The organism is Flavobacterium maritimum (genome assembly GCF_040049085.1).
Taxonomy (GTDB): Bacteria; Bacteroidota; Bacteroidia; order Flavobacteriales; family Flavobacteriaceae; genus Flavobacterium; species Flavobacterium maritimum.
This window is the reverse complement of sequence record NZ_JBDLZY010000004.1, coordinates 1-16,581: the sequence shown is the minus strand read 5'-3', so window position 1 is coordinate 16,581 and position 16,581 is coordinate 1. Positions and strand designations below refer to the sequence as shown.

15 protein-coding genes are annotated in these 16,581 nt (G+C 32.2%); 9 read left to right on the top strand and 6 right to left on the bottom strand.

The window, feature by feature from the left end; all coding sequences use genetic code 11:
- The first annotated feature begins 7 nt into the window (after window positions 1–7).
- On the top strand, window positions 8–388 hold the full coding sequence (locus ABEB23_RS09465) for a RidA family protein (protein WP_348812351.1): 381 nt from the start codon (window positions 8–10) through the stop codon (window positions 386–388).
- Here ABEB23_RS09465 and ABEB23_RS09460 read toward each other — a convergent pair.
- The 5 genes from ABEB23_RS09460 to ABEB23_RS09440 form a co-directional block, all read right to left on the bottom strand.
- The gene (locus ABEB23_RS09460; protein ID WP_348812350.1) at window positions 369–743 is read right to left on the bottom strand and encodes a methylglyoxal synthase; all 375 of its coding nucleotides are present in this window, start codon (window positions 741–743) and stop codon (window positions 369–371) included. The genes ABEB23_RS09465 and ABEB23_RS09460 overlap by 20 nt on opposite strands.
- Before the next feature lie 3 nt (window positions 744–746).
- Entirely contained in the window at window positions 747–1,598 is an 852-nt protein-coding gene (locus ABEB23_RS09455) for an N-acetylglucosamine kinase (protein ID WP_348812349.1), read from the bottom strand.
- A gap of 136 nt (window positions 1,599–1,734) precedes the next feature.
- On the bottom strand, window positions 1,735–2,739 hold the full coding sequence (gap, locus tag ABEB23_RS09450) for a type I glyceraldehyde-3-phosphate dehydrogenase (RefSeq protein WP_348812348.1): 1,005 nt from the start codon (window positions 2,737–2,739) through the stop codon (window positions 1,735–1,737).
- Between the two features lie 95 nt (window positions 2,740–2,834).
- A complete protein-coding gene (gene pfkA / locus ABEB23_RS09445) occupies window positions 2,835–3,821 on the bottom strand; it encodes a 6-phosphofructokinase (protein ID WP_348812347.1) in 987 nt (328 codons plus the stop codon).
- A 402-nt stretch (window positions 3,822–4,223) separates the two neighbouring features.
- Window positions 4,224–8,597, bottom strand: a complete 4,374-nt coding sequence (locus ABEB23_RS09440; RefSeq protein ID WP_348812346.1) for a translocation/assembly module TamB domain-containing protein — start codon at window positions 8,595–8,597, stop codon at window positions 4,224–4,226.
- 255 nt (window positions 8,598–8,852) lie between these two features.
- Here ABEB23_RS09440 and tsaD point away from each other — a divergent pair, with 255 nt between their 5' ends.
- From tsaD to ABEB23_RS09400, 8 genes are all read left to right on the top strand, one after another.
- The gene (gene tsaD / locus ABEB23_RS09435; protein WP_348812345.1) at window positions 8,853–9,875 is read left to right on the top strand and encodes a tRNA (adenosine(37)-N6)-threonylcarbamoyltransferase complex transferase subunit TsaD; all 1,023 of its coding nucleotides are present in this window, start codon (window positions 8,853–8,855) and stop codon (window positions 9,873–9,875) included.
- Between the two features lie 3 nt (window positions 9,876–9,878).
- Window positions 9,879–10,586, top strand: coding sequence for a 16S rRNA (uracil(1498)-N(3))-methyltransferase (locus ABEB23_RS09430; protein WP_348812344.1), 708 nt, complete (start codon window positions 9,879–9,881; stop codon window positions 10,584–10,586).
- A 19-nt stretch (window positions 10,587–10,605) separates the two neighbouring features.
- Window positions 10,606–11,244: a DUF4159 domain-containing protein gene (locus tag ABEB23_RS09425; RefSeq protein ID WP_348812343.1), complete on the top strand. Its 639-nt coding sequence runs from the start codon at window positions 10,606–10,608 to the stop codon at window positions 11,242–11,244.
- Window positions 11,245–11,757 (top strand): TrmH family RNA methyltransferase, encoded by a 513-nt coding sequence (locus tag ABEB23_RS09420; protein ID WP_348812342.1) that lies wholly within the window; start codon window positions 11,245–11,247, stop codon window positions 11,755–11,757.
- A gap of 144 nt (window positions 11,758–11,901) precedes the next feature.
- A complete protein-coding gene (locus tag ABEB23_RS09415; RefSeq protein ID WP_348812341.1) occupies window positions 11,902–12,852 on the top strand; it encodes a zinc metalloprotease in 951 nt (316 codons plus the stop codon).
- A gap of 82 nt (window positions 12,853–12,934) precedes the next feature.
- Window positions 12,935–14,026 (top strand): AI-2E family transporter, encoded by a 1,092-nt coding sequence (locus ABEB23_RS09410; protein WP_348812340.1) that lies wholly within the window; start codon window positions 12,935–12,937, stop codon window positions 14,024–14,026.
- 2 nt (window positions 14,027–14,028) lie between these two features.
- A complete protein-coding gene (locus ABEB23_RS09405; RefSeq protein WP_348812339.1) occupies window positions 14,029–15,210 on the top strand; it encodes a class I SAM-dependent methyltransferase in 1,182 nt (393 codons plus the stop codon).
- Between the two features lie 2 nt (window positions 15,211–15,212).
- Entirely contained in the window at window positions 15,213–15,779 is a 567-nt protein-coding gene (locus ABEB23_RS09400) for a hypothetical protein (protein ID WP_348812338.1), read from the top strand.
- Here ABEB23_RS09400 and ABEB23_RS09395 read toward each other — a convergent pair whose 3' ends face one another.
- Complete coding sequence (locus tag ABEB23_RS09395) at window positions 15,780–16,436, bottom strand: M15 family metallopeptidase (protein ID WP_348812337.1); 657 nt, start codon at window positions 16,434–16,436, stop codon at window positions 15,780–15,782.
- Window positions 16,437–16,581: the final 145 nt, after the last annotated feature.

Genomic DNA, 16,581 nt, shown 5'->3' with positions numbered 1-16,581 from the left:
TAATTTTATGAAAAAAATAATTTTTACAGAAAATGCGCCAGCACCAATAGGCCCTTACAACCAGGCTGTATTGAAAGGAAACACACTTTATACTTCAGGCCAAATCGCAATAAATCCAGCGACCGGAGCATTAGTCTTAGACACTATTGAGGCGGAAACAGAGCAAGTGATGCAAAACATGAAAGCTGTATTGGAAGCTGCAGGAATGACCTTCGAAAACGTAGTGAAAACAACTATTTTCATTATGAACATGAATGATTTCGGAAGCATCAACAGTATTTACGGTTCCTATTTTAACGAAAAAACCGCTCCAGCACGTGAAACGGTTCAAGTGGCATGTTTGCCAAAAAATGTAAATGTCGAAATTTCTATGGTTGCAATGCTATAGCATTCAGTAATAATTGTGCCGTTGCTTCATTAGTCGCCAATGGCACATTATGAACATCACAAACACGGATAAGCATATTAATGTCCGCTTCATGAGGATGACTCGATAATGGGTCCTTAAAAAAGAAAACCATTTGAGTTTTTCCTTCAGCAACCCTACCTGCAATCTGGGCATCACCTCCCAAAGGTCCAGAAAGCATTCTTTTTGTTTTAAAGCCTGCATCTTCTGCTTTCCCTCCTGTTGTTCCGGTTGCAATAAGTTTTATCTTTTCCTCTTGTAAAAGGGCCCTGTTTTTAATTAAAAAATTAACCAGGTCAACTTTTTTACCATCATGGGCAATAATAGCAATTTCCATAAATTATTTATTAGCTACGTGGTAAGCAATAAGTCCGTCAATTGGTCTTCTAAGAACATTTCCTAACTTCATTTCATACTTTTCAAAAGTGGTCTGCAATTCTTCTTTTAGATAAAAAGCAATAGAACCCACAAAATGCACAGGAACTTCTTTACAATTGTCATATTGTCTTATGTAGTTTTTTACAAAAGATTTCATTCCTTTAAAGATAATTTTTTTGCAAAAATCTTCTTCTTTATGTTGGATTAAAAACTTCGCAAATGTAGCTAAGTAAGCATTCGGATTTGGTTCTTTATATAATTTACTTTTAATAAAATCCGGATCTAAATTATATTCTTTTTCGAATTCCACAGCCAGATGTTTTGGCATTTTATTAAAATAATATTTTCGGATTAGTTCTTTTCCAAAAACATTTCCGCTACAATCATCCATAACGATATAACCTAATGATTGTACTTTTTGATGCAATTCTTTACCGTCAAAATAGCTACAGTTAGAACCTGTACCCAAAATACTTACAATCGCTTCTTCGCCTTTAGGGGTAGTAGCAAATACTGCCGCATAAGTGTCTTCGTGTACAGAAATTATTGCATTCGGAAAATAATTTTGAAAAGCCTGAGACAATGCAATCTGCATTCTTGCTGTTCCACAACCTGCTCCATAAAAGAATAGATGCGTAGCATTTTTTTTATTTTGCGAGATATCAAAACGATCGTTTATTCGCTCTATAATTTCATCTCCTTCAAGTATCTCAGGATTTAACCCTAAGGTTTGAGTTGTAAATAATACTTTCCCATTTTCATCTATCGCAATCCAATCGGCTTTGGTAGAACCACTATCAACTATTAATTTCATTTTTTTTTGGTTTTTGGTTTTTGGTTTTACTTTATATTTACCCAAACATTAAGTGTTTTTTACACACTTATAGAGTAGATAAAATAACAAAATCCCGTTATTGTTTAAATAACGGGATTTTCTAAATCTAAGTGAATTATTTTAAACCCGCGATATGCACAGATAAATCAATCAATTTGCTTGAATATCCATACTCATTATCGTACCAAGAAATGATTTTGAAGAAAGAAGAATTCAAACCAATACCTGCATTTGCATCAACAATTGATGTTCTTGAATCAGAAACAAAATCTTGAGAAACAACTAGATCTTCAGTATATCCTAAGATTCCTTTCATTGTAGTTTCAGAAGCTAATTTTAAAGCAGCCATAATTTCAGCATAAGAAGTTTCTTTAGCTAATTTCACTGTTAAATCAACAACAGATACGTCTACAGTTGGAACACGCATTGACATACCAGTCAATTTTCCATTTAATTCAGGAATTACTTGACCTACAGCTTTTGCAGCACCAGTAGATGAAGGTATAATGTTTACTGAAGCAGCGCGACCACCTCTCCAATCTTTTCTAGATGGACCATCACAAGTCATCTGAGTTGAAGTTGTAGCGTGTACAGTAGTCATCAATCCTTCAACAATTCCAAAATTATCATTAATAACTTTAGCTAATGGAGCTAAACAGTTTGTTGTACAAGAAGCATTAGAAACAACTTTATCAGTTGCTAAAGCTTTTGTATGGTTAACTCCCATAACAAACATTGGAGCATCCGCAGATGGAGCCGAAATGATTACTTTTTTTGCTCCTCCTGTAATATGCGCACTAGCAGTCTCAACAGTAGTAAAGAAACCAGTACATTCAGCAACAACATCAACATCAACTTCATTCCATTTTAAATCAGCTGGATTTCTTTCAGCAGTTACACGTATTAATTTACCATTGATATACAATTGACCATCTTTTACTTCAACTGTTCCATTAAAACGACCGTGAACAGAATCGTATTTTAATAAGTAAGCCAAGTGCTCAACATCTAACAAATCATTAATTGCAACAACTTCTACATTATCTCTATTGAAAGATTCTCTGAAAACAATTCTTCCAATTCTTCCAAAACCGTTTATTCCTAACTTTACTTTTGACATTTTAATTTAATTTTAGTTTTTATTTAATTTATTTTAGTTTGATGCATCCAGTTTATGGTTCTCACAACATCAAACCTTAAACCTTAAACACTTTTTTATATTGACATAATATCAGAAACCCTTAATAATTCTTTGTCAATTTCTGTATGTCCTTTAATGGCTTGTTCCAAAGGTGTTAAAACTATTTTATCGTTTAACAAACCAGCCATATAATTAGTTTTTCCTTCTAATATTGTTTCAACAGCTTTAACTCCTAATCTGCTTGCTAAAACTCTGTCGAAACAAGATGGAGCACCACCACGTTGCATATGACCTAGAACCGAAACTCTTACATCATATTCTGGAAAATTAGATTCAACGTAATCCTTCAGTTCAAATACATTTTTACCTGTTTTATCCCCTTCAGCAATAACTACGATACTGGATGATTTCCCTGCAACTTTACTTTTCTTAAGTGAGTCTAATAATCTATCCAATCCTAAATCTTCTTCAGGTATCAAAATTTCTTCCGCTCCTGCCCCTATTCCGGCATTTAGAGCAATGTGTCCCGCATCACGTCCCATTACTTCAATAAGAAATAGTCTGTTATGTGAACTCGCCGTATCACGAATTTTATCGATTACATCGACAACAGTGTTAAGAGCCGTATCGTATCCTAAAGTGTGACTTGTTCCAAAAATATCATTATCAATAGTTCCTGGAATTCCAATTACTGGAAAATCAAACTCTGTATTAAAAATCAAGGCTCCGGTAAAACTTCCGTCTCCACCAATTACAACTAATGCATCAATTCCAGCATTAATTAAATTTTGATGTGCGATTTTCCGACCTTCCGGCGTTCTAAAATCTGCAGAACGGGCTGACTTAAGAATCGTCCCTCCTTTATTAATAATGTTATTTACACTACGAGGCCCCATTTCCTTGAAGTCACCTTCAATCATACCTTGGTATCCTCTATAAATTCCTACACATCCTATATTATGAAAGGCACATGTTCGAACAACTGATCGTATAGCGGCATTCATTCCTGGTGAATCTCCACCAGATGTTAGAACCCCTATTTTTTTTATTGTTTTTGACATTATTTAAGTATTAAAGTGTAAATTTAGCAAACATCCCGCACTTTTAAAGCTATGTTTTTAATAAATTAATAAATTAGCTCAAATTCAAACGTTTTCGTTAATAAGTTTTCGGAAAAGTCAAAAAAAAACATATTTTTTTCATAAAAAACAATTATTTAGTTATAATTTGATAATTAACAATTTTTATGAAATAAAAATTAAAATTTAACAATTACCAACTACTATCTAAAGCAATTAAAATGTTGCCGGCAATAATTCTAAAAAAGGAAGTAAATTTAATAAATAATGAAGCTGTCTATAGTTAATTTTTCGCTATTAAAACGATAAATATCTAAAAACAAGCATGATAAAGCAATCCAAGCTAAATTGTTTGAATAAAAAAACTTAAATAAAAAGATGCCATTACTCTTCTTCAGGAATAACCGCTTCCTGGTTCTTTTTAGGAGTTTCTTCCTTAGATTTTTTGGAATTAGAAAAATTAATATACTCTGGAGACATATAGGAATCCTCATCAATATATTCTGTATTGGTAGCCCTTTCTAATTTATGATTTTTAAAAATTTTATTTACTAATTCCTTAAAAGTATCAAAATCGACCTCATAAGAAACCCCTACACCTTGCGTATACCCTATTCCTTGTCCTATATAATTAATGTCATTTTCCTTATTGAAAAGACGTAAATTCATACTCCCATCATCATTAACTCTGTACAAAACTTCGACGTCACCAACAATTGCTGATTCATTAATTCCTCCAAAAGGAACTCCCACTTTCCCATTAATAGTAAACCTTTCATTTATTTTTGATGAAATTGTTGCGACAAATCTTCCATCAGTTTCCTTCCCTAATCTTCTGTCTGCTCCAACAACATTGATTCCAACTTTAAACTTATCGTCCTCAGACTGTATAATATCACCTAATAAACCCGTAGCGGTTTCAAATAAACTTCCTGATAAATCCGATTGGCTAACACCTTCTGAACTTAAAAATCCTCCCGAAGACAAAAGATACAAAGCTTGGGTTTGTCGAACATCCTTGTCATTCAACTTATATTGAATTTCCGATTTTAGTACATTACTAACGGTTGGAAACTCAATATTAAAATCAGGATCAGGACTCATTAAATCGCCTCTAAGTCCTATTACAACTTCAACAGGTACTTTTCTGTTAAAAGATGAGTTTTCCAGCAACACTGCAGGGTTTGCCGTAGTTTTATAGACTGCCTCCAAATTTAACTGTGCTCTCATAGGATTGCCTTCCCAAGAAATAGATCCTCCTTTTTTGACTGCAAATTTTTTATCGAAAAGTCCTCCGTATTTAAAATTATAAGTTCCTTCATAGGCTTGGAAATCCCCCCACATATTAAACTTACCCAAGGTATTGATTTTAAACAAAAGAGACCCAAATCCTTTTCCTTTCATACCGTGTCCTGTACTTCGATCCAAAATCACTTCGACTTCCGCATCAGGGGTAATATCAAAATCAAACTCTAATTCAAGCCCATTATAATTTCTGGTATTTTCAACAATACCATACTTTAAATTGTATTTTTCTTTGGGTGTTACAAAATGAATAAAACTACTCTCAGCTACACTCTCAGCATAATTAATTGGAATTTTTATAGCAGTACCTTTCTCAGATTTTGCTGCCACTTTAATAAACAAGCCTTCGGTTGGCCCCTTTATAGTCGCAAAACCATTAATAAATGCCGTCCCAAAATAAGCTGCATCTTCACTGTCTTTTGTATCTAATGCAAGAAATCTTTTTGAACTTACTGTTAAATCCAATTTCCAATCCCCAAAATTATTATGTTCAATATTTCCGTTCAAAATTCCTTTTGTTCCAAATTTTGTATCGGTCAACGAGTTATTTCTAAACAAGAATTTTTCGTCAGTCAAATCGACTATTGTCCTATTCGCTAATTCATAATCTACATTAAGATAAGGAATTTCCATCCCTGCATCTTCTAAATAAAGACGTCCATTAATTTGAGGCTTGTTAAGGTTCCCATCAACCGTTGCATTACCCGACACTACCCCTCTGATATTTGAAAGAACTTCACCTCCAAGAGGCTCTAATGTTGCTAAATTAAATTTGTCCAATTTTAATCTTAAATCCAGAAATGTTTCTTTATTGAAGATATCAAAACTACCTTCAACATTGAATGATTCGAAGTTCTCATTCTCCAATGTTGAATTTATGGCAAACTTTCTCAAATTCTCGTCCCCTTCAATATTTAAATCTAAAGTCCCTAAATCAACATTATTTAAATTCAAACGATCGATTACTATTGAAGCCGTAGGTTGAAAAACAGCTTTATTCTGTTTAAAACTGACATCTCCATTTATATTCCCTTTAAATACGAATTTGTTGTTTTCTGGTGTAATTTTATTTAAATCAACATCTTTAAAACTTAATTTCAAATCTTTATAGCTCGCACCTTTAAAGACTCCCCATAGACTTATCTGCTGATCTTCATGAGACAATATAATATCATCAAAAGTGAAATTCTTAAACTCTTTATCAAAGACTACCTGATTATTTGGAGTATCGTTTTCATTTAAAAACCATAAATAATCCTTAAACTTTAATTCCGATTTACTAATCCCAATGACATTATTTTTGTCTTTATTAATCGTATGATATAAATTTAAATTATAATAATCTTCGCCTTTCTTACCACCTTTAAATTCTGAACGAAAGAATAAAGTATCTTTCATAGTCACATTTATCAAACTAAAATCCCGTATTTTATAATACTTCGTTTTAATACTATCTAATTCTATATAAGCATTATAAAGGGGGTTTTTATTATCAATGGACACTCTAATATTATCAAATGTGTTTTTTGATGCAATAATCTGTGGTGAATTGAAATTGAATTTAAATTCATTATTGTCAGAGCTCAAATTCCCTTTTACAATAGTGTTTGAACCGATTGAAATTTCAGGATATAGTATCTCAATAATTTTACTGTAAATAGTAAAATCAAACTTCAAAAACTGTCCCTTCTTAACTTTATGGGGTTTAAAATTGGTGTAGAGACTCCCTAAAGAATTCCTTATTAACTTATTCAATTGATTAAATTGGTACTTCCCTACAATTTTTCCCTCAACAATATCAGGAGAATTGACAGTTATTGTACGCAACATATCTTTGTCAAAACTGGAATTGATTGCGAAATCATCAAAAAAATAAGTTGATTTTGTGTTTTGATAAGTCGTTTCTTTAATAAAAACATTCCCTTGAAGGTTTTCAATCGTGTTCCCAGATACCTGAACAACTACATCGCCTTTGAAAACAGAAGTACTGTCTTTTACAAACTTTAACTTTTTTAAATCCGCATTTGCGATATTAATATGAAAATCAAATCTGTTATCTTTCTTACTGAAATCAACCAAACCATCAAAAGTCATATCCAGATTGGGATCAGTAACCGAAACCTGACCTTTATAAATTGGCATTTTAAAATTACCGTTCAAGACCACATTTTGATAAGAATATTTTTTGTAATCAATTTGATTAACATCTCCTTTTACGGCTGTATTCAAATATTTTTCAGAAAACCCAACTCCATCAACATCTAAATTTAAACTTACTTTTCCCAGATCTTTGTTATCCAAAAAATTGCCAATATCAAAATTCCCTAAAATTACATTTCCTTTATAAGAAGCCTTGTCTATAAATTCCATGTTATTCATCAGAAATTTTGATTGTACAGCACCTAAGGCAGTAGTCATTTTAAAATCGGCATTGACGGAAGCTACCGTGATTTGGGAATTTCCAACTAAAGTAATTAGTCCTAATTTTTTAAGAGAAGCAGGCAGTTTTTTTCCAAGAACATTTGGAAGTAAAGCAACTAAATTATCATAACTGGTAGATAGCTTTTCAAAATCCCCGTCCATGTAGAATTTTTGGTCATGATTACCAAAAAGATTTTTGAAGTGTATAGCTCCTCTTATTTGAGATTTTTTTGCATCGCTCAATCTCAATTTGGTAAGTCTCAAATTATTTAAAGGCCCTTTTATAATGGCCCTTAAATAGAAAAGTTGGTTCCTTCCCAATTCATTATAAAAACAACGAACATCATTAGACGATAATTTGGAAGACTCTAAATTAATATCAAACTTTACTTTATCTGTAAAGTCAGAAAAATCTTCAATTTTATAATTTAAGGACACTGTCCCTTTTATTTTTGATTCTTTGGTGACCAGATCTAATTTCTCTAATTTTATTTGTTTTTTAGTATAGCTGAATATCGAGCTAAGATTGGTCACATATATTCCCCTATTATCTAAAAAAGACATTTTATGAATGATTGTATTCACATTTGGTCCATAAATCTTAAAATTGGAAATATGTGTATTTAGTTTAGAGAAATCAACATCCTTTGGAACCTTCCTATTTTCATCAGTCAAAATAAAATGTCCATTGGTAACATACGCCTCCTCAGCTGTTAGAAAAAACGGCTTTTTTGAAGGTTCTTTAGAAGTACCAAAAGCATCTATGAATTTATCTAAATTAGTATCTTTCTCATTTTTGTAGGTTTTCAAATTAAACAACACTCCGTCTAATCTTACCTCCCCAAAAATCAAATCAACATCCAATAGTTTTTTCGCATCCAAAATATTGGTTTTGATTCTATTGGCATAAATAAGCGTATCCTTATGATGGTCCAGAATCAATACTTCCTTGAATTTCACACCGCCAAAAGCTGTTATGGCGACTTGGTCAATTGAAATGTTGATACCAAAATCTTTATTGATAGTATTCATGAAATATTGCGCAAGCTTTGTCTGAACAACCGGCAAGGTTAAGGCAATCCCCAGAACCAGCAAAAGTAGGATCAGTCCAAGCAGAGAACGAAATACTATTTTTTTAATTTTTTTGATACTAACTACGATTTAATTTTTTTTGAAATTCTAATTTGGCTAAACAAAGGGAATTCTTTAAATAAAAATTCTTTAATTTTGGCTCTTCTGTTTTTCTTAAACAGATTGTCAAATATAATTCAAAATTTGTCCCTTTATATGCAAAATTCCGAGGTTTTTATTCTTGCCATCGAAAGTTCCTGCGATGATACTGCAGCTGCTGTTTTACATAACGATAAAGTCTTGTCGAATGTTGTTGCTAATCAACTTATTCACAATCAATATGGCGGTGTAGTCCCTGAATTGGCTTCCAGAGCACATCAACAAAACATAGTTCCGGTTATTGATGCCGCGCTTCGCAAGGCAAATATACAAAAAGAACAGTTGTCTGCAATTGCCTTTACGCAAGGTCCAGGACTTATGGGTTCACTGCTTGTGGGAAGTTCTTTTGCAAAATCTTTGGCCTTGGCTTTACACATTCCGTTAATTGCAGTAAATCATATGCATGCGCATATTTTGGCTCATTTTATTGACGAAGAAGGATTTGACAAACCTACTTTTCCTTTTTTGGCACTGACCATTAGTGGCGGTCATACTCAAATCGTGCAAGTGGACAGTTTTTTTGATATGACAATTATAGGAGAAACCACCGATGATGCCGTTGGTGAAGCTTTCGATAAAAGTGCAAAAATATTGGGACTGCCCTATCCCGGCGGCCCTTTAGTGGATAAATACGCCCAATTGGGTAATCCGAAAGCTTTTGTTTTTACCAAACCCAAAGTTCCTGGACTTGATTTCAGTTTTTCGGGATTAAAAACAGCTATTTTATACTTTATCCAAAAGAAGAAATTAGAAAACCCCAATTTTATAGAGGAGAATCTGAATGATATTTGTGCTTCTATCCAACATACGATTGTCGAAATTTTGATGGACAAATTGAAATTAGCAGTAAAGGAAACAGGGATCAAACAAATCGCAATTGGTGGCGGTGTTTCTGCCAATTCAGGAATTAGAAATACATTAAAGGAGACGGAGACCAAATACGGTTGGAAAACTTTTATCCCTAAATTTGAATACACCACCGATAATGCTGCAATGATTGGAATTGCAGGTTATCAAAAGTTTTTATCCCAAAATTTCGAAACTTCTTCTGTAGTTTCAAAAGCACGAATTCAATTCTAGACTATGCAATTATTTTACAATCCAAACATAAATGAAGCAACTGAAACTTTCTCTTTTGATAAAGAAGAAAGTAAACATATCATCAAAGTATTGCGTAAAAAAGATACTGATATTTTATTTGTAACCAATGGCGAAGGTTTTTTGTTTAAAACTGAAATCACCTTGGCTTCTGATAATAAGTGTACTGTAAAAATCCTTTCTTTCGAAAAGGCAGCACCTACTAAATTTAAGTTGCATCTGGCAGTTGCACCAACAAAAATGAATGATCGTTACGAGTGGTTTCTGGAAAAAGCAACAGAAATTGGTATTCACGAAATCACACCTATTATTTGTGACCGTTCTGAACGGAAAGTGGTCAATCTGGAACGATTTGATAAAATTCTGTTAGCAGCCATGAAACAATGCAATCAGCTCTATCTTCCTAAGTTAAATGAGGCGGTCACTTTCAAGGAGTTTATAAAACGTAAAAATGACGGATTCCAATTGATTGCTCACTGTGAGGAAACGGATAAAAAAACACTGAAATCGGTTTTGAAACCAAATGAAGATGTAACTTTACTTATAGGGCCAGAAGGTGATTTTTCTGAAAAAGAAATCGCATTGGCACTTGAGAATAATTATATTCCGGTTTCATTAGGAAATACCCGATTACGAACTGAGACAGCAGCAGTTGTTGCTTGTCATAGTGTCGTTTTTTTCAATGAGAATTAATATTTTTGATTGCGTGATTATGAAAAAAGTATATTTCTTGTTCCTGTTTACTTTTATTAGTTCTTTTTCACAAGAAATTGCTCTGGTAAAATATAGTGGTGGAGGTGATTGGTATGCAAATCCTACTTCATTACCCAATTTGATAAAATATTGCAATGCAAATATCAACACCAAAATAAAATCCAAACCAGCAACAGTAGAACCCAGCAGTCCTGATTTATTTTCCTATCCTTACATACACATGACAGGGCATGGAAATGTTATTTTTAGTGATGCCGATGTCAGTAACCTTAGAAATTATATGCTGGCTGGCGGTTTTCTTCATATTGATGATAATTATGGAATGAATCAATACATCGGAAAAGAAATCAAAAAAATATTCCCCTCTAATGATTTGGTAGAACTGCCTGCGAATCATTCTATTTTCCAGAAACCCTATCTTTTCCCTGGAGGCCTACCCAAAATACACGAGCATGATGGTAAACGACCACAGGCTTTTGGGATCTTTATTGAAAATAGATTAGTGCTTCTATACACTTACGAATGTGATTTGGGAGATGGCTGGGAAGATGCAGAAGTAAATAATGACCCGATTGAAGTTCGCGAAAAAGCTTTAAAAATGGGGGCAAATATTATGAATTATATCTTTACAAATTAATTGAAACCAACACAACTCAAACACGAAGACCTTCCATTTGAAAAGAAAACATTCCCAATAGTCTTGGTATGTGATCATATTTATTTTCAACAAAATATAGGTTCTCTTTTTAGAATCAGCGAAGCTTTTGGTGTTGAAAAAATTATTTTTGTAGGAGCTGAAATTCCTTTAACTCCAAGAAAGATTAATAAAACTTCCAGAAGTACCCATTTACATGTCCCATATACTGTAATTGAAGAAACTCAATATTTGATTGATTATTTATCAGCAAACAATTATGAAGTAATTTCATTAGAAATAACTGACTCCAGTAAACCGCTTAGAGAAGTCATAATTCCTGACACAAAAAAAATAGCTTTAGTCGTCGGAAGCGAGATAAATGGCATAAGTGATGCCATTCTTGATATTTCAAATCAAATTGTTCATATAAATATGTATGGAAATAATAGCAGTATGAACGTGGTTCAAGCTACCAGTATTGCTTTATATGAAATCACCTCTGTAAAAAAGTAAAAAATCTGCAAAACCCCTTATTTTACTGACCACAAAGCTATTAATGTTAATCTTTCTTAAAATTTATTTTTTTTATTAACTAATTTGTTATAAAATTGCAGCATAATTAACCAAAACCAATTATTTATAACAAAACAATTTATTATGAAAAAAATTCTTTTAAGTGCTGCATTCGTTTTAATGCTTTTCTCATGTCAAAACGAAGAAACCGGTTCTGCAAATTTGGAAGCTAACGCTGTTACAAAACGTAGTTGTGCATCACAAGATGTATTAGAAGCTCAAATGAAAGCTGATCCAACATTAGCTATCAGAATGAACGAAATTGAAGCGTTTACACAAAAATCAATCTTGAGCGGTCGTTTAGTAAATGGGAAAATTGAGATTCCAGTTATTGTAAATGTATTGTACAAAACTGCTGCAGAGAATATTTCTGATGCTCAAATTCAATCTCAAATTGATGTTTTGAACCAAGATTTTAACGCTACAAATTCTGATTTCAACAGTGTTCCATCATTATTCTCAGGAGTTGCCACAAATGTTGGAATAACTTTCGTGTTGGAAAAAATCAACAGAAAGTCTACTACAAAAACATCTTGGGGAACTAGAGATGCTATGAAAAAAACAAAACAAGGTGGTTTAGACCCAACTTCTCCAACTACAAAACTTAACATGTGGGCTTGTACTATCGGTGGTGGGATTTTAGGTTATGCTCAATTTCCTGGTGGAAGTTCAGCTACTGACGGTGTTGTAATTGATTCAAAATATTTTGGACTTTCAGGAACAGCAAGCTATCCATATAATTTAGGAAGAACAGCGACTCATGAAGTAGGTCACTGGATGAACTTACGTCATATTTGGGGTGATGCTAATTGTGGAAGTGATTTAGTTTCAGATACACCAACACATGATTCAGCAAATTATGGTGTTCCAGTATTTCCACATTATAGTACTTGTACAGGAACTCCTGTTGAAATGACAATGAACTATATGGATTACACTGACGACAGAGGAATGTATATGTTCTCTAACGGACAAAAATCAAGAATAGATGCCATCTTTGTTTCTGGTGGAGCAAGAGCTGGTTTCGGAATATAATTTTTTTAGTTTTTTTTTAGATTTTAAAACTCGCTACATGTTAGCGAGTTTTTTTTATCTTTATCTCCTTAAAAAAAAATAGATGATAACATCAAAAATTATTGCAAATGGACTATTAAGAGCCATCAGTATTTTAGTTTTAACAGCTTTGTTGATTTATTTTTTATATCAAATTCAATCCGTATTAATTTATCTTATTGTCTCGTTAATCCTAACGCTTATAGGAAATCCAATCCTCGATTTTTTTAAAAGACGATTAAAATTCAGTCATTCAATTGCAACTATAGTAACCTTACTCATTTTCATCCTGACCATAAGCGGATTTATAATGATGTTTGTACCTTTAATTTTATCTCAAGGTGAAAATTTATCGCTTTTAAATACTAAAGCAATTGAGAAAAACACAGTTGAATTAATTAACCAAATAACCTCTTTTTTAGAGGATCATAATATTGATGCTTCAAAAATGATTTCTGAAGCAAATTTTACCTCAAAAATAAATTTTGATATTATTCCAAATTTTTTAAATACTGTCCTATCAGCCATAAGTAGTTTTGGTGTAGGGATAGGATCTGTCTTATTTATTACTTTTTTCTTTCTAAAAGATCAGAAAATGTTTTTGCATAGTGCAAAAAAATTAATACCCGATACCTATGAAGGTCAAATTTTAAATTCATTAGAAAAAATAAATCATTTACTATCCCGATACTTTATAGGGTTATTACTGCAATTGTTCATTGTTTTTCTTCTATATCTTATTGTGCTAACAATTTTTGACGTACCAAATGCAATTGTTATCGCTTTTTTATGTGCTGTATTAAATATCATTCCCTATGTAGGCCCATTAATAGCTTCAGTATTAGCCGCAATTTTAACAATGATAAGTCATTTAGGCAGTGATTTTCAAACAGCCATTTTACCCACAACAATTTATGTTTTAATCGGATTTTGGATTGTACAAATTATTGATAATAATCTGTCGCAACCCATCATTTTTTCAAAAAGTGTCAGTTCTCATCCGCTTGAAATTTTTCTAATAATACTCATCGCTGGTTTTCTTTTTGGAATTTTAGGAATGGTGGTTGCGGTTCCTTTTTACACCATAATAAAAGTAATAGGTAAAGAATTCTTTCCTGAAAATATCGTTATTAAGCTATTAACTAAAAACATTTAATTTTGGATTTAAAACTGCTAAATCCTGAGATACAAAACTTCATTGATGCTAATATTGATAGAACCATATCAAAATTAGCGTTACAAAAGAATCCCTTTCCGGAAGTCGAATGGCCTTCAATTTTAAATCAAATTGAGGCGAAAAAAAAGGCGAAAGATAAATTACCAAACTGGTTTGCTACCAAAAATATTATTTATCCAAGTAAAATTTCAATAGAGCAGACTTCTTCCGAAAAAACAGCTTCATATAAATCTACCATAGTATCTGGAGATAGTTTAATTGATTTGACTGGTGGTTTTGGTGTAGATGATTATTATTTTGCAAAAACAATCGGTTCAATCGCCCATTGTGAAATCAATCCGGAATTATCAGATATTGTAAAACACAATTTTGAGCAATTGAATGTCAAAAATTGTATTTGTTATTCGGGCGATAGTTTAGAAACTTTAAGGACATTAAATAAAAAGTGGGATTGGATCTATATTGATCCTTCCAGAAGAAATGATGCGAAAGGAAAAGTATTCATGCTCAAAGATTGTCTGCCAAATGTACCAGAAAATCTTAGTTTCTATTTTGAAAAATCAAATTCCATTTTGATAAAAACCGCTCCTTTACTAGATCTCTCAGCTGGTTTATCTGAACTTCGAAATGTAAAAAACATTCATATCGTCGCCTTAGAGAACGAAGTAAAAGAACTTTTGTGGGAATTACATAAAGAATATAGGGGTAGCACCACTATAAAAACAATCAATATTTTAAAGGATAAAATTGAGACTTTTGATTTTATTTTAAATCAAAAATTAAAAGACCCCTCTTATGAATTACCTCAAAAATATTTATATGAACCCAATAGTGCCATCATGAAATCCGGAGGTTTTGATGAAGTAGGAACTTTTTATGATTTAGATAAACTTCAAAAACACTCCCATTTATATACTTCAGAAAATTTAATCTCATTTCCGGGAAGAGTTTTTGAAATTCAAAATACGATTTCATACCACAAAACGGAAATGAAAGTACATTTAGAAAACAAGCAAGCCAATATAACTACAAGAAACTTTCCTGATTCAGTAGAAATTATTCGAAAAAAATGGAAAATAAAAGACGGAGGAAATCTGTATTGTTTTTTTACCACTGATAAAAATAACCACAAAATAGTTTTAATTTGCACCAAAATAAAATAAAAATGAAACACCTGATTACGATTACTTTATTCTTCTTAAGCATTAGTTCGTTTGCCCAAAAACCATGTGAATACAGTGTAAATATAACTGATTCTATAGGTACTTATAAATCAACAAAGGAATACATGATTTGCGAGAAAAATTTCGCTGAAACATCAAGCTACATTTTTTTTTCTTTAGCAGTAACAGATGGTTTGCCTACCTTAAATGTACAAATGATTCAAAAAAGCAAATCATTCCTGAAGGCTAACTGTTTTGATAAAAATTCTAAATTATACCTTCAATTAAATAATGGGAAAATAATAACCTTAATTCATCTCAACCAAGAGGATTGTGGTACTATGCTTCGCGATGATAACGGATTTGACAACAGAATAATGACAGGTTCTTTTATGTTTATTAAAGACAGCTTTGACGATCTAAAGACTTCTCCTGTGTCGATGATGCGAATTAAATATTTGACCGATACCGAAGATTATGTTCTTAAAAAAGAATTTAAATCGGAACTAAACAACGAAATTTATGAGCCCGAAACGTACTTCATAAAGAATTTACATTGTGTAGAATAATCATTTACATTCCCATTTAGCATTAGAAACTTTATCATTAGAGGATGATTTTAAGTTATAATGCCACCATTCCGAATCAAACGACTTGAAATTACTTTTGAGCATTATTTTTTTTAATAATGCTCTATTTTTTTTGACTTCATCTGAAACATTAGGGTAATTGTGAGCTGCTGCTTCTCCAAAAAAGTCAAAAGCCGTTCCCATATCCAATTCACTACCTTTACTATCGACCAGAGTAATATCAACGGCTCCACCTCTATTATGAATAGATCCTTTGCTTGGATCAGCTACATACTTAGGGTTGGAGACAATTGCCCACATTTTTTTTTGAATATCTAAAGGACGGTAACAATCAAAAATCTTGATTTTATATCCCTTCTTTAAGAACTTATTATTTGCTGCAATAAGACTCTTCACCGTTTTTAACCGTAAAAAACATTCTGCACAATCGTATACTTTTGCTTTTAGAAAATTATCATCTGTAGCATACTTCATGTCATAGACAAAATCGGCACTATACTCTTTAAGATTTACGAAAACAGTATCATTAACTACATTACCGAATGTTTCTTTCTCGACAACAATTACTTGAGAATTGCAGGAAACAATCCATAAAAGCGAATAAACATATAGCAGTTGTTTGATAAAAGAAATCATAAATACATTTTTTTATAAAATTAAGACAATTATAATAAACCTGTAGAAACTAACATCCTAAATAATATTAATTTAAAAAAGCGTTCTAAACGAAAAAACCCCGTTCGTTAGAACAGGGTTTTAGAATCTGAAGATTCAGATTAAA

What these genes read in the sequence shown, in the direction of transcription:
- gap (WP_348812348.1), bottom strand. Translation starts at nt 2,739, where the DNA reads ATGTCAAAAGTAAAGTTAGGAATAAACGGTTTTGGAAGAATTGGAAGA.
- ABEB23_RS09395 (WP_348812337.1), bottom strand. Translation starts at nt 16,436, where the DNA reads ATGATTTCTTTTATCAAACAACTGCTATATGTTTATTCGCTTTTATGG.
- ABEB23_RS09415 (WP_348812341.1), top strand. Translation starts at nt 11,902, where the DNA reads ATGAAAAAAATTCTTTTAAGTGCTGCATTCGTTTTAATGCTTTTCTCA.
- ABEB23_RS09430 (WP_348812344.1), top strand. Translation starts at nt 9,879, where the DNA reads ATGCAATTATTTTACAATCCAAACATAAATGAAGCAACTGAAACTTTC.
- tsaD (WP_348812345.1), top strand. Translation starts at nt 8,853, where the DNA reads ATGCAAAATTCCGAGGTTTTTATTCTTGCCATCGAAAGTTCCTGCGAT.
- pfkA (WP_348812347.1), bottom strand. Translation starts at nt 3,821, where the DNA reads ATGTCAAAAACAATAAAAAAAATAGGGGTTCTAACATCTGGTGGAGAT.
- ABEB23_RS09425 (WP_348812343.1), top strand. Translation starts at nt 10,606, where the DNA reads ATGAAAAAAGTATATTTCTTGTTCCTGTTTACTTTTATTAGTTCTTTT.
- ABEB23_RS09455 (WP_348812349.1), bottom strand. Translation starts at nt 1,598, where the DNA reads ATGAAATTAATAGTTGATAGTGGTTCTACCAAAGCCGATTGGATTGCG.
- ABEB23_RS09400 (WP_348812338.1), top strand. Translation starts at nt 15,213, where the DNA reads ATGAAACACCTGATTACGATTACTTTATTCTTCTTAAGCATTAGTTCG.
- ABEB23_RS09465 (WP_348812351.1), top strand. Translation starts at nt 8, where the DNA reads ATGAAAAAAATAATTTTTACAGAAAATGCGCCAGCACCAATAGGCCCT.
- ABEB23_RS09460 (WP_348812350.1), bottom strand. Translation starts at nt 743, where the DNA reads ATGGAAATTGCTATTATTGCCCATGATGGTAAAAAAGTTGACCTGGTT.
- ABEB23_RS09410 (WP_348812340.1), top strand. Translation starts at nt 12,935, where the DNA reads ATGATAACATCAAAAATTATTGCAAATGGACTATTAAGAGCCATCAGT.
- ABEB23_RS09440 (WP_348812346.1), bottom strand. Translation starts at nt 8,597, where the DNA reads ATGAATACTATCAATAAAGATTTTGGTATCAACATTTCAATTGACCAA.